The organism is Pseudomonas sp. L7 (genome assembly GCF_046605565.1).
GTDB lineage: Bacteria > Pseudomonadota > Gammaproteobacteria > Pseudomonadales > Pseudomonadaceae > Aquipseudomonas > Aquipseudomonas wayambapalatensis.
This window is the reverse complement of sequence record NZ_CP176784.1, coordinates 288,629-313,674: the sequence shown is the minus strand read 5'-3', so window position 1 is coordinate 313,674 and position 25,046 is coordinate 288,629. Positions and strand designations below refer to the sequence as shown.

Sequence of the window (25,046 nt, the reverse complement as noted above, 5' to 3'; positions counted from 1 at the left end):
TCAGGAAATTTAATCGATATAAATCGGTTTAAATCAACTCAGCTCCGTCAGGACACGATCCACGCAATCGACGAAGTAGTCCACGCTCTGGCGCGTGGTGCACATCGGCGGCTTGATCTTGAGGATGTTCAGGTAGTCTCCCGTGGGCTGCATGAAGATCCCCAGGTCGCGCAGGCGATCGCACAGGACCATGGTCTCCTCGGTCGCCGGTTCCAGTGTCTGGCGGTCACGCACCAGTTCCAGCCCCAGGTAGAAGCCCGAGCCGTGGGCGGCACCGGCAAGCGGATGTTTATCGACCAGCGCTTGCAAGCGCGCCTTGAAGTGGCGGCCAACATCGCGGGCGTTGTCCCACAGCCCTTCGTCGCGCATCACATCCAGCACCGCCATGCCGATCCGGCAGCTCACCGGGCTGCCGCCGGCCGAGGAGAAGAAATAGCCCTCGGCCTCCAGCGCCTCGGCGATGTCGCGGCGGGTGATCACCGCACCCAGCGGCTGGCCATTACCCATGCCCTTGGCCATGGTGATGATGTCCGGCACCACGCCCTGCTCCTCGAAGCCCCAGAAGTACTCGCCCAGGCGACCATAGCCCACCTGCACTTCATCGGCGATGCACACGCCGCCGCGCGCCCGCACCTTGGCATAGGCCTCGCGCAGGTAGCCCTTGGGTAGCGAGATCCCGCCGGCATTACCGTACACCGGTTCGCAGATCATCCCTGCCAACTGGCGGCCACGGGCATCCAGGTCGGCGAGCTTGGCGTCGACATCGCGCAGGTAATCGCTGGCGCTGTCGGCGCCGCGGTAACGGCCGCGGAACGTATTCGGCGCCTCCACCGGATGGACCCAGTCCGGCCGGGTTTCCAACGCCTGCGGATTGTCGGCGATCGAGGTGGAGATGGCATCGGTGGCCACCGACCAGCCGTGATAGGCCTCCAGCACGCTGAGCAGGTCACGCCCGCCGCTGTAGGCCCAGGCCAGACGAATCGCCAGGTCGTTGGCCTCGGTGCCGCTGTTGACCAGGAACACCCGGTCGAAGCCTTCCGGCGCCAGCTCGAGCAGGCGCTCGGAAAACTCGGCGATGGCCGCGTAGTGGAAGCGCGAGTTGGTATTGACCAGCGACCACTGCCGCGCCGATTCGGCGACCATGCGCGGATGCCCATGCCCGAGCACCGCCACGTTGTTGAGCATGTCCAGGTAGGAACGCCCCTGCATGTCGATCAGGTAGTTGCGCCAGCCGCGCTCGATATGCGGCGGCTGGGCGTAGTAGTGCTTCTGCGAGCGGGCGAAGCTGGCATCGCGCCGCGCCAGCAGGGCCTGGGCGTCCACCAGTGGCTCGGCATCGCAATCGAAGCCCAGCAGTGCCGTCGGCGACGGGCAAAGCGCCAGCCAGGCCTTTGCCTGGGACGGTTTGGCAAAGAACGGCGGCGCAATGTTGGGGTCCAGGCACAACTGCACGCTCAGGAAGCCACAGGTCGACCCCAGCACCTGCCCCTTGTGCACCGATTCGCCATCCTCCGGCGCCTGCTCCAGGCCGCTCAGCCACAGCCCCCAACCGGCGATGCTCAGACACCCGCGGCCATCCCCCGTGCTCAGCCAGATACCGGTTTGCGGCGCGTGCAACACCGTACCGCTCGGCAGGTTCAGTTCCACGCCCAAGGCACAGGTGGCAGGCTCGTCCGGGCGGTCAAAATGGGTTTGCGACAGACGGTACTGCCCATGCAGCGTGGTGGCGGGAGCCGGCTGGGCAAGCAACAGATGCTGGTCGAATCCGGCCTGCTGCCAGTTTCCAGCCTCGCAGTGCGGGCTCAGCACACCGAGATCGAGCCGACCCACGGTCTGGCCGGCCAGGCTCGGCAGCAGTGCTGCGCAGTCGCCGAGGTCCAGGGTGTCGGGGGCAAAACCTGCTGTCTGCAGGATCGCCGCTTCCATCAATGCGGCAGGCACCGCAGTGGCGGTATCGAAGATTTCCCACTCATGGGCGATGTTGTCGCGGGTGTACTGGTTGTCCGGATCGACAGTGAGTTGCTGCTCGCTGCTCAGCACCAGCACTGCGGAACGGTTGAGCACCAGCGGCCACAGGGCGCGCAATTCGGCTTCGCTCAGCGGATTGACCGCCTGGTAGGCCGCAACCACCGGCAGGATGCGCAGCGGATCGCCTTCGGCATGGTGCAGCAAGGCTGCGCAGGTGACCGAGAGGTCGGCGATACGCCAGGTGTGTGACAGATCGCCGAAATCGATCACACCTTGCGCCTGCCACAGACGGTGCTCGTCAAGCGACCAGACCACGTTGTCATCGGTGATGTCCAGATGCACCGCCTGCGTCGGAAGCTGTCCGACCAGCGGCTGCAGACGCGCCCGCGCCTGACTGGCCACACCCTCGACGCGCTCGCGCCGGGCCTCGTCCTTGATGACCGGCAGCAGGTGCTCGATCAACGCCTCGGCATGCCGCGGATCCCACTGCAGCGTGCGCTCCAGCCCCGGGTGCTCGAAGCCGACCAGGGCCTTGTCGAGTTGCGCGCACAGCGCCCCCAGCTCGGCCATCAGCCTATCCGGCATATGCTTCAGACGGGTCAGTGGCTGGCCGTCGATGTATTCGAGCACGCGGCAACGCAGGGCCTGGCCGCCGATCTCCAGCGCCAGCAAGCCCTCGCCACCCAGCGCTGCACGCACCGCAGGCACCGGCAGGCCCTGGGTGCGCAGGTAGGCCAGCGCGGCATGCTGCGCTTCGAGCTCTACCTGGGCATAGCTGCCATGGCACAGCTTGAAGACGAAGCGCCCCTGCTCGCTGTCCAGCCGGTAGTTCACGTCCTGCTGGCTGCCGAGGGGCACCAGCGCGCCGTGCAGGCCGTAATACGCCTGCAGGGCATGGCTGGCCTGCGCCTCGGAAACCTCGGGACGTGGAAGGCTGGAGCGGTGGATCAGGGTGTGCAACGGCATGGTGCGAACCTCGGCCTCTTTTTTGCTTATATCGCCATTACCACTGCCCGGAAGCAAGGGGGTGAGACGCAGACAGTCGTTGCCAACCTGCAACGATCATTGCCAAAGCCGCGCCCCAGAAGGCCTGGTATCGCCCGCTGTCCATCAGGAGCTCGATGTCGATGTCCGCTGCACCACTGTTGTTGTCGCCCCTCCCGCACCGGCTCCTTGACGCCGGGGCATCGTCGCGCAGGCTGCATGCGTCAGAAGTTCGTCACAAACGCGCGGGGGCATACGCATGAAGAAGGTCGCCATCCTGCAGTCGAACTACATCCCCTGGAAAGGTTATTTCGACCTGATCGCCGCCGTGGACGAGTTCATCCTTTACGACGACATGCAATTCACCCGACGTGACTGGCGCAATCGCAACCAAATCAAGACTCCCCAAGGCGTGCAATGGCTGACCGTGCCGGTTCAGGTCAGAGGGCGCTACCACCAGGCGATCCGCGAAACACGGATCGACGGGCACGACTGGGCCGCCAGTCACTGGCGGTCCCTGGAAGCGAACTACAAGCGTGCGCCGTATTTCGACGAAATCAAACAGTGGCTGCGACCGATCTATCTCGAAGAGCAGTTCGACCATCTCAGCCCGCTGAATCGTAGGCTACTCCAGGCCGTCTGCCACTACCTGGGCATCGGCACACGCATCAGCCACTCCTGGGACTATCGCCTGGGTGAAGGCAAGAGCGAACGCCTGGTCGACTTGTGCCTGCAAGCCGGTGCCAGCGAATACCTTTCCGGCCCGGCCGCACGCGACTATCTGGACGAAAGCCTGTTCGCCGCACAGGGCATCGCCGTCAGTTGGTTCGACTACAGCGGCTACCCCCAATACCCGCAGCAGTGGGGTGATTTCACCCATGGCGTGAGCATCCTCGACCTGCTGTTCAACTGTGGCCCGGACGCACCGCGCTTCATGAAGCACATACGGTCATCGGCTCCTGAAGCCACCGCGCCGACGGGCGCAGCACCCGACATGCGAGTCTCCCCATGAGCAATGCACTAGACAGCTACATCGGCGCCTACAGTGATCGTTTCGGCTTCGCTTTCGACAACGACATCATGCTCAACTGGTATCCCCAGCGGATCATGAAGCTGTGTCAGGAGCACCACTCGATTCTGGAACTGGGCGTCGGCCACGGTTTCTCGACCAACCGCTTCTCGCGCTTCTTCGCCTCGCATACGGTGATCGACGGATCGCCCTCGGTCATCGCCCAGTTCCGCGAAAACTACCCCGACAGCCCGGTCGAGATCGTCGAAAGCTATTTCGAGCATTTCGACACCGAGCGGACCTTCGACCTGATCGTGATGGGCTTCATCCTCGAACACGTCGACAACCCGCAGCAGGTCCTGGAACACTTCCGCCGCTTCCTCGCGCCTGGCGGCCGGCTGTTCGCCCTGGTGCCCAATGGCGAGTCGCTGCACCGGCGTATCGGCCATGCGGCAGGCAAGCTCGACGACATGATGAAGCTGGGCCAGGGCGATCTGGAACTCGGTCACCAGCGCACCTACTCGGTCAGCCGCCTGACCGATGAGCTGGAGCAGGCCGGCTATCGCATCGTGCGCAAGGAAGGGGTGTTCCTCAAGCCGCTGATGACCTCGCAACTGCAGCCACTGGGGCTGTCCAACGAGATCATCGAAGGGATGTGCACGGTCGGCATCGACTACCCCGAGCTCTGCTGTGCACTGATGTTCGAGGCCCAGGTCGAGCCGACATGAGAAGCCTGTTGATCGGCAGCACCTCGGTCATCGGCCAGGCCATCGCCGCCCGGCTTGCCACGCTGGGCGAAGTCAGGACTGCGGGGCGTCGCGAAGCGGACTTCCCGTTCGATCTGGAGCAGGCAGACAACCCGCCCTTCGCTGGCGGGCACTTCGATACCGCGGTGCTGGTGGCCGCCGCCTTCGGCGGGACCTCCAGCCAAGCGCTGATCCAGGCCGAGCAGGTCAACGCGGTCGGTACCCTGCGCGCTTGCGAGCTTGCTGCGCAGAGCGGCGCCCGGCACTTGATCCTGGTGTCTTCGGTGTTCGCAGGCTTTAGCGCCGACGACCCTCACTACAACATCTATTCGCTGTCGAAGCGCCATTCCGAGGAGCTTGCACAGCTGTTCTGCAAGCAACGCGAAATCGCCCTGACCATCCTGCGCCCCAGCCAGGTCTACGATGCAGCCGGTGCCTGCCGCAAACACCAGGGGCTGCTGTACGTCATCGCCGAAACGGCGCGTGCAGGCAGGACAGTGCAGCTGTATGGCAACAACGATGCGCAGCGCAACTACCTGTTTCTGGACGACCTGGCCGAGATCGTGAAACGCGTGGCGCAGCGCACGGTGGTCGGTCGCTTCGACTGCGTGCACCCGCACAGCCCCAGGCTGTCCGAGATCGCCGAAGCGGCCTTTGCTGCCTGCGCCCGCCCTGCCGAAATCCACTTCCTACGGGACAAGCCGGACATCGCCGATATGCCGGCCATGCAGGCCGATGCGCAACTGCACCAGGCCATCGACTATTGGCCAGCCACTGACATCCGTACCGGCCTGCAACTGATGCAGGCTCATCAGGAGACCCAGCAATGACCACGGCAATGGTCACCGGCGTCGGCGCGATCATGGGCTATGGCCTGCTGAAATCGCTGCGCGCCGCCGACCCGACACTCACGTTGCTGGGCACCGACATCTACGACGATGCGGTCGGCCAGGCCTGGTGCGACCACTTCGAACAGGCACCGCTGACCGCCGACCCCAGATATCAGGACTGGCTGCTGCGGATGATCGAGCAGTATCGGGTCGAGCTGCTGATTCCCGGCATCGAGCAGGATGTGCACTGGCTCGACGAACACCGTGACGTGCTGGCTGCCAGCGGCTGCCGGATTGTGCTCAACGACGCCCGACTGATCAGCCTGTCGCGCGACAAGTACGCCATGGACCAGGCCCTGCTGGCACTTGAAGACGACGCCCGCATCCCCAGCCATCTGACCGGCGACTTCGCCTCGCTTTCGCAGCAACTCGGCCTTCCGTTCCTGCTCAAGCCGCGACGCAGCTATGCCTCCAAGGGCCTGGTGTGGGTCCGCGAAGAGCGCGATTTCATACCCTGGGCACCCCTTCTCGGGGAGGTGCTGATGGCCCAGCCGATCATCGGCAGCGCCAGCCAGGAGTACACCGTGGCGGTGTTCGGTGACGGCCAGGGCGGCATCTGCGCCGCGATCACCTTCCAGCGCAGCCTGGCCTCTGACGGCTCCACAGCCAAGGCCAAAGTGCGCCACGACGCCAGCCTGGATGCCGTGGTGCTGCGCCTGTGCCAGCACTTAAAACCGGTCGGGCCCACCAATCTGCAGTTCCGCCGGGCAGACGACGGCACCTGGAAGCTGCTGGAGATCAATCCACGGATCTCTTCCACCAGTTCCATCCGCACCGCTTTCGGCTACAACGAGGCCGCCATGTGCCTGGCCTGGTATCTCCAGGGCGAGAAGCCCCGGCAACCAGAGGTCCGCGCAGGTTTTGCGGTGCGCTACATCGAGGACTACGTGGTTCATGATCGGGATCATTTCTGACATCCACGGCAATTTCGCCGCGCTGTCCACTGTTCTCGCCGAGCTCGACCGGATGGGTGTGGACGAGATCATCTGCCTGGGCGACACCGCCGGTTACTACAGCCAGATCAACGAGTGCTGCGATACCTTGCGCGCTCGCGGGATCTTCTCGCTGATGGGCAACCACGATGCCTACATCGCACTCAACCAGCCCTGCCCACGCTCCAACAGCGCCAATGCCTGTCTGGACTACCAGCGTGAGGTGCTCAGCGCCGACAACCGCCGCTGGCTCGAAAGCCTGCCGGAGCGCGCCAGCCTGCACGGCCTTGAGCTGATCCACGGCGGCTGGAACGACCCACTGGACGAGTATCTCGAGCCCAGCGAGGCCTACTTCGCCGAACGCCCGGGGCGCTACTTTGCCTCCGGCCACAGCCATGTGCAGTACCTCTGGCAAGGCCGCGAAAAGGCCTGGTGCAACCCTGGCTCGGTCGGCCAGCCCCGCGACGGCGACCCTCGGGCCGCCTTCGCCACCTGGGATGGCCAACGCTTCACGCTCTATCGCATCGCCTACGACATCGAGGCCGCGCAACGCGCCATGGCACATGCTGGCTTCACCGAGTACTTCTACGAAAACCTTGCCAAGGGCACGCAGATCGGCGGGCGCATCAGCGCGATCCGCAGCGACCTTCCGCCCGCGAACGCTGCAGGAAACCGCCCATGAGCCTGGAAAAGATCCCCTTCAACCGCCCCTACATGACTGGCAAGGAGTTCCACCATATTGCCGAGGCCAACCTGGGCCAGATGCTTGCCGGCGACGGACCGTTCACCAAGCGCTGCCATGCCTGGCTCGAGGAACGTACCGGCAGCGGCAAGGCGCTGCTGACTCACTCCTGCACCGCGGCACTGGAAATGTGCGCGTTGCTGCTCGACATCCAGCCCGGCGATGAAGTGATCATGCCGTCCTACACCTTCGTCTCCACCGCCAATGCTTTCGTCCTGCGCGGCGCGGTGCCGGTGTTCGTCGACATCCGTGAAGACACGCTCAACCTCGACGAACGCCTGATCGAGGCCGCCATCACCCCCCGCACCAAGGCCATCGCCGTGGTCCACTACGCCGGCGTCGCCTGCGAGATGGACACCATCCTGGCCATCGCCCACAGGCACGGCCTGAAGGTGGTAGAGGATGCCGCGCAGGGCGTCATGTCCAGCTACAAGGGGCGTGCGCTGGGCAGCATCGGTGATCTGGGCGCGTTCAGCTTCCATGAAACCAAGAACGTCATCAGCGGCGAGGGCGGTGCCCTGCTGGCCAACGATCCAGAGCTGGTGATGCGCGCGGAAATCATCCGCGAGAAGGGTACCGACCGCAGCCGCTTCTTCCGCGGTCAGGTCGACAAGTACACCTGGCAGGAGGTCGGATCGTCGTTCCTGCCCGGCGAGCTGACCGCTGCCTTCCTCTGGGCACAGTTGCAGGAAGCCGAAGCGATCACCAACAGCCGCCTGGCTACTTGGGCGCGCTATCATCACGCCCTCGCCGGCCTCGAGGCGGACGGCCTGCTGCGTAGGCCGATCATCCCGCAGGACTGCCAGCACAACGCCCATATGTACTATGTGCTGCTCGCCCCGGGCATTGACCGTCAGGCTGTGTTGCAGAGGATGCGAGACGAAGAGGTGTACGCCGTGTTCCACTATGTGCCTCTGCATTCCTCGCCCGCCGGCGAGCGCTATGGGCGTGCACATGGCTCGATGCAGATCACCGACGAACTGTCAGACCGCCTGATACGCCTGCCGCTGTGGTGCGGCCTGGGCGATGAGCGCCAGGATCGGGTGATTTCAGCCCTGAGTACCGCGCTTGCGCGCCGTTGAACCTATTATCGACCCAAAACACTCATGAACATTATTCACACCGACATTCCCGATGTACTGATCATCGAACCGAAAGTATTCGGCGACAGCCGCGGCTTCTTTTTCGAGAGCTTCAATGCCCGCGACTTCGCGGCAGAGGCCGGCTTCGATGCCCATTTCGTCCAGGACAACCACTCGCGCTCCCAGCACGGTGTACTGCGTGGCCTGCATTACCAGATCGACAATCCCCAGGGCAAACTGGTGCGGGTGGTCCAGGGTGAAGTACTGGACGTCGCGGTGGATATTCGCCGCAGCTCGCCGACCTTCGGCAAATGGGTCGCGACACGCCTGAGCGCTGAAGACCATCGACAGTTCTGGATTCCACCAGGCTTCGCCCACGGTTTCGTGGTGCTAAGCGAGTCGGCCGACTTCCTGTACAAGACCACCGACTATTACAACCCCGCAGCCGAGCGCTGCATTCGCTGGGACGATCCGCAGTTGGCCATCGACTGGCAACTTGAGTCGGAACCGCTGCTGTCAGCCAAGGACCAGGCTGGGGTGCTGCTGCGGAACGCGGAGCTGTTCCCATGAAGATCCTCGTCTGCGGCCGCAACGGCCAGGTCGCCCAGGCCCTTCAGCAGGCGCTGGCCGGGCTTGGCGAACTGCACCTGCTCGGCCGCGACCAGCTCGACCTGGCTCAACCCGAGGCCATGCGTGAGCCTCTGCGCCAGCTCGCCCCCGACCTGATCATCAACGCCGCGGCCCACACCGCGGTGGACCAGGCCGAGAGCGAAGCGCCGCTGGCCTACGCGATCAACGCCGAAGGTCCGCGCGTGCTGGCCGAGGAAGCCGCACGCCTGGGTACGCCGCTGATCCACTACTCCACCGACTACGTGTTCGACGGCAACAAGACAATGCCCTATGTCGAGGACGACCCGGTGCATCCGCTGGGTGTCTACGGCCAGAGCAAGCTCGCAGGCGAGCAGGCGATTGCCGCAGTGGGCGCCCAGCACCTGATCCTGCGCACCAGCTGGGTGTACTCGCTGCATGGACGCAACTTCCTGCTGACCATGCAACGCCTGCTGCAGGAGCGCCCGCAGCTGAAAGTGGTCGACGACCAGATCGGCGCACCGACCTGGGCCGGGACGATCGCCGCCAGCACCCGCGCCTTGATCGAGCGCTGGCAGGCCGGCCAGGCGGGTGCGTGGGGGACCTATCATCTGACAGCCCAGGGCGAAACCTCCTGGTTCGGCTTCGCCGAGGCCATCGCCGCGCAGTTGAAGGCCCGCGGCCTGCCCTGCGCCGAACTGCTGCCAATCCCCAGCAGCGAATACCCGACCCCGGCCCGCCGCCCGCTCAACTCACGCCTGGACTGCTCACGCCTGGCCCGCGAATGGCAGGTCAGCCAGCCGCATTGGCAGCAGGCGCTGATCGACTGCCTGAAGTAGCGCATAATTGCGCCAGTTCATTCTGGCGCACTTGGCGATGACCTCGACTTCAATCACTTCGCAACGACCCCGCTGGCGCAGCCTGGCCCTGCTGGCCCTGTGCCTGGCTCCGCTGCTGTGGCCGCTGCATCATCTTGCCGAGCGCTACTACCAGGACCAACTGGCCTCGCAGAACCGCCAGACCCTCGACCTCTACGTCGCCAACCTGCTCGGCACCCTTCACCGCTACGAGACCCTGCCGCAGATCCTCGGCGACCTGCCGGCCCTGCGCGGCGTGCTGGCCGACCCGTTCAGGCTGGAGGCGGTGACCAACGCCAATCGCCTGCTGCGCGAGATCACCCAGCAGACCGGCGCCGAAGTGATGTACCTGATGGACGTCAGCGGCAATACCCTGGCCGCCTCCAACTGGGACAAGCGCGACAGCTTCGTCGGCCGCAACTTCGCCTTCCGCCCCTACTTCATCGAGGCGATGGAAGGGCGCCTGGGCCGCTTCTTCGGCCAGGGCACCACCTCGGCCAAGCGCGGCTACTTCTTCGCGGCAGCGGTGCGTGACGGCGAACGTGTAGTCGGCGTGCTGGTGGTCAAGGTCGACCTCGACCACACCGAAACCCTCTGGGGCCGCACCCCGGAACAATTGCTGCTGACCGACCAGTACGGCGTGGTGGTGCTCACTTCGCGCCCGGAATGGCGTTTCCGCGCTACCCGTGTACTGAGCGAAGCAGAACGCAAGGCGATGATCGCCATCCAGCCCTACCCGACCCAGGCACCGCAGCCGCTGCGCCTGGAACCCGACGCCTGGCTGACCCAGACCCGCGATATCAAGGAGACCGGCTGGCAGGTGAGCATCCTTGCGCCGCGCATCCTGGTCGATCGCTCGGTGCAGACCGTCATGGCCATCGGCGCCGGTGCGCTGTTGGTGACCATGCTCCTGGCCGGGCTGGTGATGCAGCGCCGCCGCCACTACATGGATCGCATCGAACTGGAGGCTCGTGGCCGCCAGGAGCTGGAAAACCGCGTGGTGGCGCGCACCGCCGACCTCGAATGGCTGAACAATCGCCTGAAGAACGAAGTGCTGGAGCGCGAGCAGGCGCAGCAGGAACTGGTACGCGCCCAGGACGAGCTGGTCCAGGCCGGGAAACTGTCGGTGCTGGGCACCATGTCGGCGAGCATCAGCCACGAGCTCAACCAACCGCTGGCGGCGATCCGCAGCTACGCCGAGAACGCCGAGATCCTGCTCGACCACCAGCGCACCGAGGATGCCCGCGGCAACCTCAAGCTGATCGGCGAGCTGACCGGGCGCATGGCCTCGATCATCGCCCACCTGCGCGCCTTTGCCCGCCGCGACCGCCATGCCCCGGAAAGCGTGGCCCTGCAACCGGCGCTGGACGATGCCCTGGCCTTGCTGGCCAAGCGTCGTCGGGCCATGGCGGTGGAACTGATCCGCGATCTGCCGGATGCCACCTTATGGGTCCAGGCCGGTGAAACCCGCCTGCGCCAGGTGCTCGGCAACCTGCTGGCCAATGCCCTCGACGCACTCACGGAAAAAGCCAACCCTCGCCGCCTCTGGCTGAGTGCCGAGACGCGCGACGACTGCGTCTACCTGTACATTCGCGACAACGGCCCGGGCTTTACCCGGCAAGCGCTGGAGCACGCCAAGGAACCCTTCTTCACCACCAAGACCCGTACCCAGGGCCTTGGCCTGGGCCTGGCGATCTGCGAGAGCCTGATGCGTGCGCTCGGTGGCGAGTTGCTGATGGGCAACCACCCGGAAGGGGGCGCCCTGCTCACCCTGCAACTGCGCATGGCAGCACCCGGTGCCAACCTGAAACCTTCGGAGGATTCCTCGGCATGACCGAGACACTGATCGACAGTCAAACCCAGGTCATCCTGGTCGATGACGATCCGCACCTGCGCCAGGCCCTGAGCCAGACCCTGGACCTGGCAGGCCTCAAGGTTGCTACCCTGGCCGACGCCCAGGGCCTGGCCGAGCGCATCGAGCCCGACTGGCCCGGCGTGGTGGTCAGCGATATCCGCATGCCGGGTATCGACGGCCTGCAACTACTGGAGCAACTGCACACACGGGACAGCGAACTGCCTGTGCTGCTGATCACCGGCCACGGCGACGTGCCGCTGGCAGTCCAGGCGATGCGTGCCGGGGCCTATGACTTCCTGGAAAAGCCCTTCGCCAGCGACGCCCTGCTCGACAGCGTGCGCCGGGCCCTGGCGCTGCGCCGCCTGGTGCTGGACAACCGCAGCCTGCGTCTGGCCCTGAGCGATCGCCAGCAGTTGTCGACACGGCTGGTCGGCCATTCACCGTCGATGCAGCGCCTGCGCGAACAGATCGGCGCCCTGGCCGGCACCCGCGCCGACGTGCTGATCCTCGGCGAGACCGGCGCCGGTAAAGAGGTGGTCGCGCGTGCCCTGCACGACCTGTCGAGCCGTCGCGACGGCCCGTTCGTGGCCATCAATGCCGGCGCCCTGGCCGAGTCGGTGGTCGAGAGCGAGCTGTTCGGCCATGAACCCGGCGCCTTCACCGGTGCGCAGAAGCGCCGTATCGGCAAGTTCGAATTCGCCAACGGCGGCACGCTGTTCCTCGACGAAATCGAGAGCATGAGCCTGGACGTGCAGGTCAAGCTGCTGCGCCTGCTGCAGGAGCGGGTGGTCGAGCGCCTGGGTGGCAACCAACTGATCCCGCTGGATATCCGCGTGATCGCCGCGACCAAGGAAGACCTGCGCCAGTCGGCCGACCAAGGGCGTTTCCGCGCCGACCTCTACTACCGCCTGAACGTCGCACCGCTGCGCATCCCGGCCCTGCGCGAACGCGGCGACGACATCCTGGTGCTGTTCCAGCACTTCGCCGATGCCGCCAGCCAACGCCACGGCCTGGCACCGCACACCTTGCAACCGGCGCAGCGGGCCATGCTGCTGCGTCACGAATGGCCAGGCAACGTACGCGAGCTGCAGAACGCGGCAGAGCGCTTCGCCCTGGGCCTGGAGCTGGCCCTGGACGGCCAGGTGCCCCCTGCCACCGACAGCGCCGAACCGGCACGTGTCGGCAACCTCAGCGAGCAGGTCGAGCAGTTCGAACGCTCGCTGATCGCCGCCGAACTGAACCAGCCGCACAGCTCCATGCGCAGCCTCGCCGAAGCCCTCGGCATCCCGCGCAAAACGTTGCACGACAAGCTGCGCAAGCACGGCCTGAGCTTCGCCGACGGCAGCAGCCATGACGATCACGAGGAGCCGCGGCCATGACCACCGACAGCCAGTACCTGCAGGCAGTCCTGCACAGCGATATACCGCTGACTCGGGAAATGGGCATGCAAGTCATCGACTGGCGCGAGCAGTGCCTACGCCTGCAATTGCCGCTGGCGCCCAACGTCAACCACAAGAGCACCATGTTCGGCGGCAGCCTCTACTGCGCCGCCGTGCTGGTCGGCTGGGGCTGGCTGCACCTGCGCTTGCGTGAGTTGGGGATCGATGACGGGCACATCGTCATCCATGAAGGGCAGATCAGTTATCCATTGCCGGTGACAGGCACGGCGGTAGCACGCTGCCCGGCGCCGGACGAAAAGGCCTGGGAGCGCTTCCTGACGATGTACCAGCGCCGCGGCCGGGCGCGCCTGACCCTGGAGACGATGGTGAGCAATGCGGGGAGTGAAGAGGCGGCAGTGAGATTCAGCGGGCAGTATGTGCTGCACCGCTGATCAGGCGAGGAGAGAGGCGGCTTCGGTAATTACTGCCCGATAGCCGCTGCAATGACTTTTTGCCGCCATGGTGCCTTGGCCGGCAGCGCCAGGAAGAACGGATTGAGCAGCGACTCCCGCGCCGGATAGCGGAACGCCTGGCCATCCAGCCCGATCACCTCGCCCCCTGCCCCTTCGACCACCCCCTGCGCCGCCGCCGTATCCCACTGCGAGGTCGGCGCCAGGCGCGGGTAGAAATCGGCAGCGCCCTCGGCCAGCAGGCAGAACTTCAGCGAGCTGCCGATATTGGCCAGTTCCAGTTCGCCGACCTCGGCACCGAGCCCAGCCAGCAGGGCTTCCTGCTCGGGGCTGGTATGACGACGGCTGGCAACGACCGTGAAACGCCCATCGGCAGGTGGCGCGTTGCGCACGTGAATCGGCCGGGCGTCACCCTGGGGCTCGACGCGCCATGCACCCAACGCCCGGCCACCGAAGTAGCAGCGGCCATTGGTCGGCATCGACACCACACCGAACACCACCTCACCGTTCTCGATCAGGGCGATGTTGACGGTGAATTCCTCGCTGCCGGCGATGAACTCCTTGGTGCCGTCCAATGGATCGACCAGCCACCAGCGCGTCCAGGCTTGGCGTGTCGCCAGCGGGATGTTGCAATCTTCCTCCGACAGCACCGGAATCTGCGGCGCCAGCGCTTGCAGGCCGTCGGCGATGACTCGGTGAGCAGCCAGGTCGGCGGCGGTCACCGGCGAGTCGTCGGCCTTGTTGGTGACTGCGACGCCAGAGCGCCAGATTGGCAGGATCGCCTCGCCCGCCAGTTGAGCGAGCTTGACCACTTCATGCATCAGTTGCAGGTCGTTCATGCGCTCAGCAGCCCCCGCTGGATCAGCAGGTCACGCGCCAGGTACAACGCCGCCAGCGCCCGGCCTTCACTGAACTGCGGGTGCATGGCCAGGGCCGAGAGCTCGCGCAGGTTGACCTTGTCGACGCGCATCGGCTCAGGCTCGTCGCCCTCCAGGCGCTCTTCGTACAGGTCGCTGGCCAGCACCACCTGGATCTTCTGGCTCATGTAGCCGGGCGACAGCGACAGCTCGGTGAGGTGCTCCAGTTGCCGTGCCCCGAAACCGGCTTCTTCCTTGAGCTCACGATCAGCGGCGGCCAGCACGTCCTCGCCCGGCTCGATCAGGCCCTTGGGCAGCGACAGTTCGTATTCATCGGTGCCGCCGCAGTATTCCTCGACCAGCACCGCATGCTCGGCGTCGAGCATCGCCACGATCATCACCGCACCATAACCGTTGCCCCGACCGACCAGGCGCTCGTAGGTGCGCTCGTTGCCATTGGAGAAGCGCAACTGCACCGCCTCGACCCGGAACAGGCGGCTGCTGGCGACGATCTCGCGACTGAGGACGGTGGGTTTCTGGCGCATGGGTGCGGCTCCTTGGCGTGAACGGGTTACTATACCGTGGCTTGCCGACCGATCGAGAAATTCCAATGCCTGTTCTGCCCTGGTCCACCATCGATACCGTCCTGCTGGACATGGACGGCACCCTGCTCGACCTGCACTACGACAATCGCTTCTGGCTCGAACACCTGCCTCAGCGCTACGCCGAGCTGCATGGCGTGAGCCGCGCGATGGCCGAGCTGGAACTGCGGCCGCTGTTCGAGCTTCATGCCGGCACCCTGAACTGGTATTGCCTGGACTTCTGGAGCCGCGAACTGCGCCTGCCGATCCGCGAACTCAAGCGCGAGATCGCCGACCTGATCGCTCTGCGCCCGAACGCCGACACCTTCCTTGCCGCCATCGGCAAGGCCGGCAAGCGTGTGGTGATGATCACCAACGCCCACCGTGACTCACTGTCGCTGAAACTCGAAAAAGTGCAGCTTGCGCCGTATTTCGAACGGCTGATCAGCTCGCACGACTATGGCTACCCGAAAGAGAGCCCGCAGTTCTGGGATGCCCTGCGCGCCGATATCGGCTTCGAGCCCGCGCGCAGCCTGTTCATCGACGACACCCTGGCGATCCTGCGCAGTGCCCAGCGGTTCGGGGTGGGGCATCTACTGGCAGTGCGGCAGCCCGATAGCCGGGCGGATGTGCGCGATACGCAGGAGTTCGCGGCGGTCGAGGATTACCGGGAATTGTTGCTGGGACTTTGAGGGCCTCATCGCGGGACAAGTCGGAGCGCCGAACCGCCGCTCCCACAAATATCACCCGGGTTTCAGGCGGGGGAGATATCCCTGTGAGAGCGGCGGTTAGGCGCTCCGACTTGTCCCGCGATGAGCGCAACACCGATCCTCAGTCCGGAATGCGCAGCACCTGCCCCGGATAGATCTTGTCCGGGTGTGACAGCAGCGGCTTGTTGGCCTCGAAGATCTTCTGGTATTTGCTGGCATCGCCATACTCAGCCTTGGCGATCGCACTCAAGGTGTCGCCCTTCTTCACCGTGACGAATCGAGCCGCCTGCGCCACCGGCCCGGTGACGGTGATCTGGTCATCCACCGAAGCCACCCCTGCGATGTTGCCTGCCGCCAGGATGATCTTCTCCTTCTCCTCCTGACTCGCCACCTCGCCCTTGAGGATGACCTTGTCACCCTCTACGGTGGCCGAAATATTCGGATTGCCCAGGCCCACGCTCTCCACGTGCTTCTTCAACTGCTCCTCGGCATTCGCGTTGCCGGGGGTCAGCAGATCGATCAACTTCTCGCCGGCTTCCTTCACGAAACTGAACAGGCTCATGACGCGCTCCTTGTTGATGATTCCTCGGAACCTGAGAGTCTAGGCCAGGAATCCGCGGCCCGCTCCCCTGCGACCAATCGACGCGGTCTATCACGGCATCGACCCTAGCGATTAGACGCGGCGCGCCCACAAGCCTAGGCTTGTGCTAGTAAAAAGCCGCCGGTAATCCGCCCCGATGAACAGCAAGCCTCCGGTCTGCGCGGCATCAGCACCTCTGTCACTGCCTGCCGCCAGCAACACCTACGACTACGTGCAGCTCTGCGACCATGCGAGCGACAGCACGCCCCTGGCCGAAGAAGTCGCCCTGGCGATCGTCTACAACGGCCTGAACCAGGCGGTGATGCTGGTCAGCCCGACCGACCTGGAAGACTTCGCCGTCGGTTTCAGCGTCGGCAGTGGCATCGTTTCCAGCACCGAAGAGATCTATGACGTAAAGCTCTCCGGCAGCGGCTCGGCGCTGTATGCCGACCTGGAGATTTCCAGCCGCGCGTTCTGGAACCTCAAGGACCAACGGCGTCAGATGGCCGGCACCAGTGGCTGCGGCCTGTGTGGTGTAGAGGCTCTGGAACAGGCATTGCCCGAGCTCGCGGCACTGCCCGGCGCGCCCCTGCCGCCGGTGGAGTGGCTCAAGGACCTGCGCCAGCGCATCGACGCCTTCCAGCCCCTGGGCCAGCACTGCGGCGCTGTGCATGCGGCGCTGTTCATGGACCGCAACGGCGAACTGCTGCTGGGCCGCGAAGACATCGGCCGGCACAACGCCCTCGACAAGCTGATCGGCGCCTTGCTGCGCCAGCGCATCGACATCTCCGGCGGCCTGGCCATCGTCACCAGCCGCTGCAGCCTGGAGCTGATCCAGAAAGTCCTGCGTGCCGGCATCCAGACCCTGGTCAGCCTGTCGGCACCGACCGGCCTTGCCCTGCAATGGGCACGCAAGCACAACCTCAACCTCATCCATCTGCCCAAACACAGCGCACCGCGGGTATTCAGCCCAGCGGCGGAGTCGTAAAAGCCGTGACCTCCTTCGAGAAACTTCCAGACAACGCCCCCGCTTCCACCCCACGCTACAAGCCCTATCACGGCCCAGCCGGCGGCTGGGGCGCGCTGCGCAGCGTGGCCAAGGCCTGGGTCGGCAGCGACAACGCGCTGAAGAACCTGCGTGCACTCCTCAAGACCAACCAGAACGGCGGTTTCGACTGCCCTGGCTGCGCCTGGGGCGACTCGCCCGAGAGCGGCATGGTCAAGTTCTGCGAGAACGGCGCCAAGGCCGTCAACTGGGAGGCCACCAAGCGTCGCGTCGACGCCGCCTTCTTCGCCCGCTACAGCGTCAGTGCGCTGCTCGAGCAGAGCGACTACTGGCTCGAGTACCAGGGCCGCCTGACCGAGCCGATGGTCTATGACCCGGCCAGCGACCGTTACCAGCCGATTGCCTGGGATGCAGCCTTCGAGCTGATCGCCAGCCACCTCAAGGCGCTGGAGTCGCCAGACCAGGCCGAGTTCTACACGTCCGGCCGGGCCAGCAACGAAGCGGCCTATCTGTACCAACTGTTCGTACGCGCCTTTGGCACCAACAATTTCCCCGACTGCTCGAACATGTGCCACGAGGCCAGCGGCGTGGCCCTGGGGCAGAGCGTCGGCGTCGGCAAGGGCACCGTCACCTACGACGATTTCGAACATGCCGACGCGATCTTCGTCCTGGGCCAGAACCCCGGCACCAACCACCCGCGCATGCTCGACCCCCTGCGCGATGCAGTGAAGCGCGGCGCCCAGGTGGTCTGCGTCAACCCGCTGAAAGAGCGCGGCCTGGAGCGCTTCCAGCACCCGCAACATCCACTGGAGATGCTGCTCAACAGCGACCGGCCGACCAACACCGCGTTCTTCCGCCCGGCACTGGGTGGCGACATGGCGCTGCTGCGCGGCATGGCCAAGTTCCTCCTGCAGTGGGAGCGCGAGGCTCAGGCCAAGGGCGAGCCGGCGATCTTCGACCACGTGTTCATCGCCGAGCACGGCCAGGGCGTGAACGAGTACCTGGCAGTGGTCGATGCCACACCGTGGGAGCAGATCGTCGAACAGTCCGGCCTGACCCTCGACGATATCGAGCTGTCGGCGCGCATGTACTGCAAAGGCAAACGCGTGATCATGTGCTGGGCGATGGGTATCACCCAGCACCGCCACTCGGTGCCGACCATCCAGGAAATCGTCAACCTGATGCTGCTGCGCGGCAACATCGGTGTACCTGGCGCCGGCCTGTGCCCCGTTCGCGGCCACAGCAACGTGCAGGGTGACCGCACCATGGGCATCAACGAACGCCCGCCGGTAGCCCTGCTCGATGCCATCGAGAAGCGCTTCGGCTTCCCGGTGCCACGCAGCAACGGTCACAACACGGTCGAGGCGATCCACGCCATGCTCGAAGGCCGGGCCAAGGTGTTCATCGGGCTGGGCGGCAACTTCGCCCAGGCTACCCCGGATACCGAGCGCACCGCCCAGGCCCTGCGCAACTGTGCGCTGACCGTGCACATCAGCACCAAGCTCAACCGCAGCCACCTGATCCATGGCCAGCAGGCATTGATCCTGCCGTGCCTGGGCCGCACCGATATCGACCTGCAGGCCGAAGGCCCGCAGGCGGTCACGGTGGAGGACTCGTTCAGCATGGTCCACGCCTCCAACGGCCAGTTGCGCGCACTGTCCAAGCAGATGCGCTCGGAGCCTGCGGTGGTCGCCGGCATCGCCGCCGCCACCCTGGGCAACCATCCTGTGGACTGGAACTGGGTGGTGGCCGACTACGACCGGATTCGCGACCTGATCGCCGATACCATCCCCGGTTTTGCCGACTTCAACCAGCGCCTGAACCTGCCGGGTGGTTTCTACCTGGGCAACAGCGCCGGCAGCCGCCAGTGGAAGACCGCGAGCGGCCGTGCCAACTTCAAGCCCAACCTGCTGCCCGACACCTTGCTCGACGAGCGCGTGCGCGCCAGCGGCCAGGTGCCTGACCTGATCATGCAGTCGATGCGTTCGCACGATCAGTACAACACCACCATCTACGGCCTGGACGACCGCTACCGCGGCGTGCGGGGCCAGCGCGAGGTGCTGTTCGCCAACGAGGCCGACATCATTCGCCTGGGCTTCCAGCCAGGGCAGAAGGTCGACATCGTGTCGTTGTGGGGCGATGAGCACGTGCGCCGGGTGGAGGGTTTCACCCTGCTGGCCTTCGACATTCCGGCGGGGCAGGCAGCCGCCTACTACCCAGAGGTGAACCCGCTGGTACCGCTGGAGAGCATCGGCGACGGCAGCCACACGCCAACCTCGAAGTTCATCGCCATCAAGCTGGAAGCCGCGCGCGGGGACGGTCGTATCATCTGATGCCACCACCGCTCCCATGCGGGAGCGGGTTCGTCCCACGACGGGACAACCCATACAAGAAAACCCGGCCAATCAACCGGGTTTTTTTGTACTTCCGATAATCTCAGGCCTGCACATTTATCACTGACGTAATGGTCAGCATAAGTTCGCTGCGCGTTTCAACTGATAAAGTTGCCAGTTGTGCAGCAACCAGCAAGGACACAGAGTCAAGGCTCCAAAAAACATCGACGCCAGTCGAGAGGGGATATCTGTGAGCACTGTGATCGACGAGTTCAATGATCTGCCGCTAGGCCAGGTATACGTCAAAGGCGATGTCATCGAACGCCCAAGATTTGGCTACAAGCTGAAAGTCATCAACGAACTGAAATGGACGGTAAAGCAGGAGAACGGCAAAAAGCTTCTGGAGGGCGAAGGGACCGACCGCGATCATCAACCGGGAGACACGCTGATAACGCTTGATGGGACGGCAAGCCGCATCAAGGTTGTCAAAGAAGGCACATTCGAACAGTTTGTCGTGAAGAATGCCAATGGCCAGGTAGTGGGCACAACCGCAGAAGTCATTCACCCAGGCATCAAGAGTGTCACGCTCATCCGCTCCATCGACCATAACAGCGCGCACACCAAATTGAAGTCTTTCGAATACGACCCAGAGTGACAGGGCATGGCGTTGCGGACTTGAGCCCGCTACCCTGTTCACTTCCTGTGGGAGCAGGCTCGTTTTGCGATAAAGCCATCACCCAACAAAAAGCCCCGAGCAAACGACCGGGGCTTTTTTTCATCTCAAGTAATCTCAGACCAGCAAAAACAGAGAAAGTTTCACAGCAAAATCAGCAAGTTAGGAAATTGTGTACAACTCGTGCTACTCGTCGGATTTCCATTGCCAGCCGCTTCGCTGAGCCTCAAATTCCGCCTCGTCATCCCTCTGAGGCTCTCTTGATGAAGAAGTACTCCTCGATTCTGTTGTTGTCTTTTGGTCTGCTCAGCGGCGCTGCCATGGCAGGCGGCACCACCGAGGCCGGCATTGGCGGCGCATTGGGTGGGGTACTGGGCTCGGTGGTCGGCCAGTCCATCGGCGGCAACACCGGCTCGGCCATCGGCGCAGGTCTGGGTGGCGCGGCGGGCAGTGCCGTCGGTGCCGACAAGCGCCAGCGCGGTGAAGCCGCCATTGGCGGTGCGCTGGGCGCGGCGGGCGGCAACGTCGTCGGCCGTCAGGTCGGCGGCAGCACCGGTAGCCTGATCGGCGCAGCCGCAGGTGGCGGTGCCGGTGGCGCACTGGGTAACTACATGGGCAACAAGGCCGACGAAGACGATCGCCACGACCGCGATCGCGATCGGCGCTACCGCCGCGACGACCGTCGCCATTGGGACCACGGCCATCACTACGGCCATCGCAAGCACAAGCGCCACTGGCGTGACTGATCGGCGTCCACTCACCTACGCCTGATACCTAAGGCCCCGCCCTCACCCGGCGGGGCCTTTGTATTCCGACAGGTCGAGGGCGTAAGGGACACCCCGATATGGAGGCAGGTAGCCACTAGCTATCATTTCCCACCGCCATCACAACAGGGGACGCAGGGAATGCGCACGAGCCTCGTCGATCCAACACGCCAGCCCGAATCCGGGGAGGCAGAAGGATGACGGACGATACGCGCCCGCCACACCTCGACCACGCCTGCTTCCTGCGCATCCGCCGACGGGTTTCCCAGGCCACCGGCCTGCAACTGGCAGACGATCGCCAGAGCATGGTTGCCCATCGCCTGCACGCCCGCTTGCGCTTCCACCGGCTGGCAAGCTTCGAGGCCTACCTCGACCTGATCGATGCACACCCCGGCGAACAGACGCACCTGCTGCACCTGCTCATTGCCCGGGACACCTACTTCTTTCGCGAGCATCGCCACTTCGAACAGTTGCAACGCTGGCTCCCCAGGCTCGCTCACCCGGTACGCCTGTGGAGTGCGGCCTGTGCCAGCGGCGAAGAGGCCTGGAGCCTGGCCATGGTCGCGCAACAGAGCACATCCGCCGGCTGGCAGGTGCTGGCCAGCGACTACGACAGCGCCCTGCTGCGACAGGCTGAGGCCGGTGTCTACGACATCGCCCAGGCCCGCTACTTTCCCCACGGCTGGCTGGACTGCCATTGCCTGTGTGGCGCCGACGAAGCAGCCGGTCGTCTACGTATCGCACCGAGCCTGCGCGACCGGGTACGCTTCGAGAAGATCAACCTGATCGAGCCGCTGCCGACCGATCTGGGCGAGTTCGATGTAATCCTGCTGCGTAACCTGCTCGCGGGTTTCGACGCGCGGTGCAAGGCCGATGTCCTGCTGCGCCTGATGCCACACCTGCGTCCGGGCGGGCTGTTGATGATCGGCCACAGCGAGAGCATTCACGGCCTGGACCTGCCCCTGCGGCCACTACTGCCGTCGGTGTTCGAACGCCTATGATGAATAGCACTGCCGCATCGAACGGCAGACAAGGACTGGTCGCGCCCCCGCGCGGCAGTGCGCTTGTGGATCGAGCAGGCCTGCCGCCCCCCTTCCCTTGCGAAACAGGCCTTGACCCATGCCCTGCCGAATCCTGCTTGCCGACGACTCGCCACTTTTCCGCGCCGGCCTGCGCGCCCTGCTCGAACAGAAGAAGGAATACACCGTGGTCGGAGACACCAGCGACGGCATGAGCGCCGTGAGTCTGGCGGAAAAGCTGCGGCCCGAGATCGTCGTGCTCGACATGAACAGCGATGCACTGGATTGTCAGCAGGTGCTGCAGGAACTGTTTATCCGGGTTCCGGCCACACGCGTGCTGATGCTCTCGACACGCTCGGAACTGGAGCATGTGATGAGCTGCCTGCAACTCGGCGCCCAGGGCTTCCTGCTCAAGAGCGCCACCGTGGCAGAGTTCGAGCAGGCGTTGCAGACTTTGCGCAGCGGCGGTCAGTACCTGTCGTCGACGGTGCTGCCGATGGTCATCGGGCAGGCCCTCAAGCACAGTCGCAAGCGCACGCCCAGCCCCGCACAAGCGCCGCTGACCACCCGTCAGCTGGAAATCCTGCGCCTGATCGCCCGCGGCGAGAGCACCCGCTCCATCGCCGAGGGGCTGGGGCTGAGCATCAAGACCATCGAGGCCCATCGCTCGCAGATCATGCACCGCCTGCAGATCCACGATGTCCCGGGGTTGGTGCTGTTTGCCGTGCGCGAGGGGATCATTCGCCTCAACGATTGAGCGACAGCCCCGCCAGGATCAGTTGCAGGGTTTCCGGCAACACCGCCGGGTGCCCCGTGGCGCGTTCGATGAATACGTGCACCACAGTGCCCGCCGCACAGGGCTCGGCCTCGCCCGGCCGGTACAACGCCAGGCAAAACTCCACCGTGCTGCCAGACAGCCGCGTCACCCCCAGGCCGACCTCCAGCACATCGGGAAATCCAGGCAGGGCATAGAAGTCCGCGGCAGAGCTGACCACGAAACCCGCCAGCTCACCGTCGCGCAGGTCCAGTTCAGCCTGTTCGACGAGAAACGCCTGGATGGCCGTCTCGAAGAAGGCATGCACCGTGGAACCGGCAAGGTAGCCGTTGTGGTCGTTGTCCTGCGGGCGGGTGAGGATGGGGTGGAAATGAGAAAAGGCACTGCGCTTGATGGTCTCGGGCATGGGGTATCCAAGGCGGGTGGCAGGAAAGGAAAGCTTCCCACATCTGATCTGGAAAACCATAGACGCAAACACAGCCCTTGATCGCCAGACATGAAAAAGCCGCCCCGAAGGGCGGCTCTTTCAGTGCGGCCAGTACAGCTTACAGCTGTGGGCCAGCGGCCTTGATGGCGTCGGAAACTTCAAACTTCTTGAAGTTTTCGATGAACAGCTTGGCCAGGCCTTTGGCGGCCTCGTCGTAAGCGGCCTTGTCAGCCCAGGTGGCGCGCGGGTTGAGCAGCTCGGTGTCGACGCCTGGAACGGACTTCGGTACGTCCAGGTTGATGATGTCCAGGTGTTCGGTTTCAGCACCGACCAGAGCACCGCTCTGGATCGCGGCGATCACACCACGGGTGGTCGGGATGCTGAAGCGCTTGCCGACACCGTAGCCACCGCCGGTCCAGCCGGTGTTGACCAGGTAAACCTTGGAGTTGAAGCCATTGATGCGCTTGATCAGCAGCTCGGCGTACTCGCCTGCAGGACGGGCGAAGAACGGCGCGCCGAAGCAGGTGGAGAAGGTCGACTTGATGCCGCCGCCCGAACCCATTTCGGTGGAACCGACCAGCGCGGTGTAGCCCGACAGGAAGTGGTAGGCCGCCTGCTCGTTGTTCAGGATCGACACCGGAGGCAGAACGCCAGTCAGGTCGCAGGTCAGGAAGATGACCGCGTTCGGCTCGCCACCCAGGTTGGCTTCGGCGCGCTTGGCGACGTGCTCCAGCGGGTAGGCGGCACGGCTGTTCTGGGTCAGGCTGACATCGGTGTAGTCGGCTTTGCCGGTTTTGTCGATAACGACGTTTTCCAGCACCGCACCATGCTTGATGGCTTTCCAGATGACCGGCTCGTTCTTCTCGGACAGGTCGATGCACTTGGCGTAGCAACCACCTTCCATGTTGAAGACGACACCTTCGCCCCAACCGTGCTCGTCGTCACCGATCAGGTAACGGCTTTCGTCGGCGGAGAGGGTGGTCTTGCCGGTGCCGGACAGGCCGAAGAACAGGGTCACGTCGCCTTCTTCGCCGATGTTGGCCGCGCAGTGCATCGGCAGCACGTCGACTTCCGGCAGCAGGAAGTTCTGCACCGAGAACATGGCCTTCTTCATTTCGCCGGCGTAGCGCATGCCTGCGATCAGCACTTTCTTCTGGGCGAAGTTGAGGATGACGCAACCATCGGAGTTGGTGCCATCACGCTCTGGAACGCACTCGAAGTTGGCGACGTTGAGGATCTGCCACTGATCGCGGCCGGCCGGGTTGAACTGGCCTTTTTCCGGATTGATGAACAGGCAACGGCCGAACAGGTTCTGCCAGGCGGTCTGGGTGGTCATCTTCACCGGCAGGTAGTGCTCGGCTGCAGCACCAACGTGTACGTAGGAGACGAAGTGTTCCTGGGCGTTGTTGAACGCCTCGACGCGGTCCCACAGGGCATCGAACTTGTCGGCTGGGAACTTGCGGTTGATCGGGCCCCAGGCGATGGCGGCAGAGGTGCTCGGCTCATCGACGATGAAACGGTCAGCGGGCGAACGGCCAGTACGGTGACCGGTTTTCACGACCAGTGCGCCAGTATCGGCCAGCACGCCTTCACCGCGTTGCAGCGCATGTTTTACCAGCTCGTCGACGGTCAGGTCGGTGTACACGGTGTTGTTGGCTTGCGTCATGAGATACCCCATCCGGCCCGAGGCCGAGTGCTCCAAACGTTTTGTAGTGGCCTGTTTCAAACTACTACAGCGAAAAAAGTGGCCGGATTATGCCAGAAACGCCCAAAAAAAGTAGGCCCCTCCTGTCGTAACTGCGCTTTTACGCAATTAGAC

General features: G+C 64.4%; 24 protein-coding genes. 18 read left to right on the top strand and 6 right to left on the bottom strand.

Going from position 1 to position 25,046, the window contains the following annotated elements; genetic code table 11:
- Positions 1-33: 33 nt before the first annotated feature.
- Entirely contained in the window at positions 34-2,934 is a 2,901-nt protein-coding gene (locus ACK3BK_RS01505; RefSeq protein WP_411383619.1) for an aminotransferase, read from the bottom strand.
- A gap of 277 nt (positions 2,935-3,211) precedes the next feature.
- Between ACK3BK_RS01505 and ACK3BK_RS01500 the strand changes: the two genes are divergently transcribed.
- Genes ACK3BK_RS01500 through ACK3BK_RS01450 form a run of 11 tightly spaced genes read left to right on the top strand, consistent with a single transcriptional unit; the run spans position 3,212 to position 13,484 of the window.
- Positions 3,212-3,964: a WbqC family protein gene (locus tag ACK3BK_RS01500; RefSeq protein WP_411383618.1), complete on the top strand. Its 753-nt coding sequence runs from the start codon at positions 3,212-3,214 to the stop codon at positions 3,962-3,964.
- Complete coding sequence (locus ACK3BK_RS01495) at positions 3,961-4,689, top strand: class I SAM-dependent methyltransferase (RefSeq protein ID WP_054891698.1); 729 nt, start codon at positions 3,961-3,963, stop codon at positions 4,687-4,689. The genes ACK3BK_RS01500 and ACK3BK_RS01495 overlap by 4 nt, the downstream gene beginning before the upstream one ends.
- Entirely contained in the window at positions 4,686-5,537 is an 852-nt protein-coding gene (locus ACK3BK_RS01490; RefSeq protein WP_186667446.1) for an NAD-dependent epimerase/dehydratase family protein, read from the top strand. The genes ACK3BK_RS01495 and ACK3BK_RS01490 overlap by 4 nt, the downstream gene beginning before the upstream one ends.
- Positions 5,534-6,511, top strand: coding sequence for an ATP-grasp domain-containing protein (locus ACK3BK_RS01485; RefSeq protein ID WP_411383617.1), 978 nt, complete (start codon positions 5,534-5,536; stop codon positions 6,509-6,511). Before ACK3BK_RS01490 ends, ACK3BK_RS01485 begins: the two co-directional genes overlap by 4 nt.
- Entirely contained in the window at positions 6,492-7,211 is a 720-nt protein-coding gene (locus tag ACK3BK_RS01480) for a metallophosphoesterase family protein (RefSeq protein WP_411383616.1), read from the top strand. The genes ACK3BK_RS01485 and ACK3BK_RS01480 overlap by 20 nt, the downstream gene beginning before the upstream one ends.
- Positions 7,208-8,353, top strand: a complete 1,146-nt coding sequence (gene rffA / locus ACK3BK_RS01475) for a dTDP-4-amino-4,6-dideoxygalactose transaminase (RefSeq protein WP_411383615.1) — start codon at positions 7,208-7,210, stop codon at positions 8,351-8,353. Before ACK3BK_RS01480 ends, rffA begins: the two co-directional genes overlap by 4 nt.
- 24 nt (positions 8,354-8,377) lie before the next feature.
- Complete coding sequence (gene rfbC / locus ACK3BK_RS01470) at positions 8,378-8,923, top strand: dTDP-4-dehydrorhamnose 3,5-epimerase (RefSeq protein WP_186667442.1); 546 nt, start codon at positions 8,378-8,380, stop codon at positions 8,921-8,923.
- Positions 8,920-9,780, top strand: coding sequence for a dTDP-4-dehydrorhamnose reductase (gene rfbD, locus ACK3BK_RS01465; protein WP_411383614.1), 861 nt, complete (start codon positions 8,920-8,922; stop codon positions 9,778-9,780). Before rfbC ends, rfbD begins: the two co-directional genes overlap by 4 nt.
- A gap of 37 nt (positions 9,781-9,817) precedes the next feature.
- Positions 9,818-11,632 carry an ATP-binding protein gene (locus ACK3BK_RS01460; RefSeq protein ID WP_186710216.1) on the top strand — a complete coding sequence of 605 codons (1,815 nt, stop codon included), beginning with the start codon at positions 9,818-9,820 and terminating at the stop codon, positions 11,630-11,632.
- Positions 11,629-13,032, top strand: coding sequence for a sigma-54-dependent transcriptional regulator (locus tag ACK3BK_RS01455; protein ID WP_186710214.1), 1,404 nt, complete (start codon positions 11,629-11,631; stop codon positions 13,030-13,032). The genes ACK3BK_RS01460 and ACK3BK_RS01455 overlap by 4 nt, the downstream gene beginning before the upstream one ends.
- Positions 13,029-13,484: a YiiD C-terminal domain-containing protein gene (locus tag ACK3BK_RS01450; RefSeq protein WP_411383613.1), complete on the top strand. Its 456-nt coding sequence runs from the start codon at positions 13,029-13,031 to the stop codon at positions 13,482-13,484. The genes ACK3BK_RS01455 and ACK3BK_RS01450 overlap by 4 nt, the downstream gene beginning before the upstream one ends.
- Positions 13,485-13,513: 29 nt before the next feature.
- Here the strand turns inward: ACK3BK_RS01450 and cysQ are convergent, their stop codons facing one another.
- Positions 13,514-14,341, bottom strand: a complete 828-nt coding sequence (gene cysQ / locus ACK3BK_RS01445; RefSeq protein ID WP_411383612.1) for a 3'(2'),5'-bisphosphate nucleotidase CysQ — start codon at positions 14,339-14,341, stop codon at positions 13,514-13,516.
- Positions 14,338-14,904: an ADP compounds hydrolase NudE gene (nudE, locus tag ACK3BK_RS01440; RefSeq protein ID WP_054891688.1), complete on the bottom strand. Its 567-nt coding sequence runs from the start codon at positions 14,902-14,904 to the stop codon at positions 14,338-14,340. The genes cysQ and nudE overlap by 4 nt, the downstream gene beginning before the upstream one ends.
- A 65-nt stretch (positions 14,905-14,969) precedes the next feature.
- Between nudE and yrfG the strand changes: the two genes are divergently transcribed.
- Positions 14,970-15,632, top strand: a complete 663-nt coding sequence (gene yrfG / locus ACK3BK_RS01435; RefSeq protein WP_411383611.1) for a GMP/IMP nucleotidase — start codon at positions 14,970-14,972, stop codon at positions 15,630-15,632.
- Positions 15,633-15,771: 139 nt separating this feature from the next.
- Here yrfG and lysM read toward each other — a convergent pair whose 3' ends face one another.
- The gene (lysM, locus tag ACK3BK_RS01430; RefSeq protein WP_054891686.1) at positions 15,772-16,212 is read right to left on the bottom strand and encodes a peptidoglycan-binding protein LysM; all 441 of its coding nucleotides are present in this window, start codon (positions 16,210-16,212) and stop codon (positions 15,772-15,774) included.
- Between the two features lie 175 nt (positions 16,213-16,387).
- On the opposite strand from lysM, the gene fdhD reads away from it, so the two are divergent.
- The 6 genes from fdhD (at position 16,388) to ACK3BK_RS01400 (ending at position 22,782) form a co-directional block, all read left to right on the top strand.
- Positions 16,388-17,218, top strand: coding sequence for a formate dehydrogenase accessory sulfurtransferase FdhD (gene fdhD / locus ACK3BK_RS01425; RefSeq protein ID WP_411383610.1), 831 nt, complete (start codon positions 16,388-16,390; stop codon positions 17,216-17,218).
- A 5-nt stretch (positions 17,219-17,223) separates the two neighbouring features.
- Positions 17,224-19,569, top strand: coding sequence for an FdhF/YdeP family oxidoreductase (locus tag ACK3BK_RS01420; protein ID WP_186710716.1), 2,346 nt, complete (start codon positions 17,224-17,226; stop codon positions 19,567-19,569).
- Positions 19,570-19,819: 250 nt separating this feature from the next.
- Positions 19,820-20,224, top strand: coding sequence for a hypothetical protein (locus ACK3BK_RS01415; protein WP_411383609.1), 405 nt, complete (start codon positions 19,820-19,822; stop codon positions 20,222-20,224).
- A 281-nt stretch (positions 20,225-20,505) separates the two neighbouring features.
- Complete coding sequence (locus ACK3BK_RS01410) at positions 20,506-20,988, top strand: glycine zipper domain-containing protein (RefSeq protein ID WP_186667431.1); 483 nt, start codon at positions 20,506-20,508, stop codon at positions 20,986-20,988.
- Positions 20,989-21,203: 215 nt separating this feature from the next.
- Positions 21,204-22,007: a CheR family methyltransferase gene (locus ACK3BK_RS01405; protein ID WP_186667430.1), complete on the top strand. Its 804-nt coding sequence runs from the start codon at positions 21,204-21,206 to the stop codon at positions 22,005-22,007.
- A 118-nt stretch (positions 22,008-22,125) separates the two neighbouring features.
- Entirely contained in the window at positions 22,126-22,782 is a 657-nt protein-coding gene (locus ACK3BK_RS01400; protein WP_186710718.1) for a response regulator, read from the top strand.
- Here ACK3BK_RS01400 and ACK3BK_RS01395 read toward each other — a convergent pair.
- Both ACK3BK_RS01395 and ACK3BK_RS01390 read right to left on the bottom strand, forming a co-directional pair.
- A complete protein-coding gene (locus tag ACK3BK_RS01395) occupies positions 22,772-23,206 on the bottom strand; it encodes an acyl-CoA thioesterase (protein WP_411383608.1) in 435 nt (144 codons plus the stop codon). The two genes, ACK3BK_RS01400 and ACK3BK_RS01395, sit on opposite strands and share 11 nt — an antisense overlap.
- 139 nt (positions 23,207-23,345) lie before the next feature.
- The gene (locus tag ACK3BK_RS01390; RefSeq protein ID WP_411383607.1) at positions 23,346-24,893 is read right to left on the bottom strand and encodes a phosphoenolpyruvate carboxykinase; all 1,548 of its coding nucleotides are present in this window, start codon (positions 24,891-24,893) and stop codon (positions 23,346-23,348) included.
- Positions 24,894-25,046 lie beyond the last annotated feature (153 nt).

Excerpts from the sequence above, each read along its gene's own strand:
- ACK3BK_RS01390 (WP_411383607.1), bottom strand. The coding sequence starts at position 24,893 with ATGACGCAAGCCAACAACACCGTGTACACCGACCTGACCGTCGACGAG.
- fdhD (WP_411383610.1), top strand. The coding sequence starts at position 16,388 with ATGAACAGCAAGCCTCCGGTCTGCGCGGCATCAGCACCTCTGTCACTG.
- ACK3BK_RS01400 (WP_186710718.1), top strand. The coding sequence starts at position 22,126 with ATGCCCTGCCGAATCCTGCTTGCCGACGACTCGCCACTTTTCCGCGCC.
- rffA (WP_411383615.1), top strand. The coding sequence starts at position 7,208 with ATGAGCCTGGAAAAGATCCCCTTCAACCGCCCCTACATGACTGGCAAG.
- ACK3BK_RS01410 (WP_186667431.1), top strand. The coding sequence starts at position 20,506 with ATGAAGAAGTACTCCTCGATTCTGTTGTTGTCTTTTGGTCTGCTCAGC.
- lysM (WP_054891686.1), bottom strand. The coding sequence starts at position 16,212 with ATGAGCCTGTTCAGTTTCGTGAAGGAAGCCGGCGAGAAGTTGATCGAT.
- ACK3BK_RS01490 (WP_186667446.1), top strand. The coding sequence starts at position 4,686 with ATGAGAAGCCTGTTGATCGGCAGCACCTCGGTCATCGGCCAGGCCATC.
- ACK3BK_RS01450 (WP_411383613.1), top strand. The coding sequence starts at position 13,029 with ATGACCACCGACAGCCAGTACCTGCAGGCAGTCCTGCACAGCGATATA.
- ACK3BK_RS01405 (WP_186667430.1), top strand. The coding sequence starts at position 21,204 with ATGACGGACGATACGCGCCCGCCACACCTCGACCACGCCTGCTTCCTG.
- ACK3BK_RS01485 (WP_411383617.1), top strand. The coding sequence starts at position 5,534 with ATGACCACGGCAATGGTCACCGGCGTCGGCGCGATCATGGGCTATGGC.
- rfbD (WP_411383614.1), top strand. The coding sequence starts at position 8,920 with ATGAAGATCCTCGTCTGCGGCCGCAACGGCCAGGTCGCCCAGGCCCTT.
- nudE (WP_054891688.1), bottom strand. The coding sequence starts at position 14,904 with ATGCGCCAGAAACCCACCGTCCTCAGTCGCGAGATCGTCGCCAGCAGC.
- yrfG (WP_411383611.1), top strand. The coding sequence starts at position 14,970 with ATGCCTGTTCTGCCCTGGTCCACCATCGATACCGTCCTGCTGGACATG.
- cysQ (WP_411383612.1), bottom strand. The coding sequence starts at position 14,341 with ATGAACGACCTGCAACTGATGCATGAAGTGGTCAAGCTCGCTCAACTG.
- ACK3BK_RS01500 (WP_411383618.1), top strand. The coding sequence starts at position 3,212 with ATGAAGAAGGTCGCCATCCTGCAGTCGAACTACATCCCCTGGAAAGGT.
- ACK3BK_RS01505 (WP_411383619.1), bottom strand. The coding sequence starts at position 2,934 with ATGCCGTTGCACACCCTGATCCACCGCTCCAGCCTTCCACGTCCCGAG.
- ACK3BK_RS01455 (WP_186710214.1), top strand. The coding sequence starts at position 11,629 with ATGACCGAGACACTGATCGACAGTCAAACCCAGGTCATCCTGGTCGAT.
- ACK3BK_RS01480 (WP_411383616.1), top strand. The coding sequence starts at position 6,492 with ATGATCGGGATCATTTCTGACATCCACGGCAATTTCGCCGCGCTGTCC.
- rfbC (WP_186667442.1), top strand. The coding sequence starts at position 8,378 with ATGAACATTATTCACACCGACATTCCCGATGTACTGATCATCGAACCG.
- ACK3BK_RS01460 (WP_186710216.1), top strand. The coding sequence starts at position 9,818 with ATGACCTCGACTTCAATCACTTCGCAACGACCCCGCTGGCGCAGCCTG.
- ACK3BK_RS01395 (WP_411383608.1), bottom strand. The coding sequence starts at position 23,206 with ATGCCCGAGACCATCAAGCGCAGTGCCTTTTCTCATTTCCACCCCATC.
- ACK3BK_RS01495 (WP_054891698.1), top strand. The coding sequence starts at position 3,961 with ATGAGCAATGCACTAGACAGCTACATCGGCGCCTACAGTGATCGTTTC.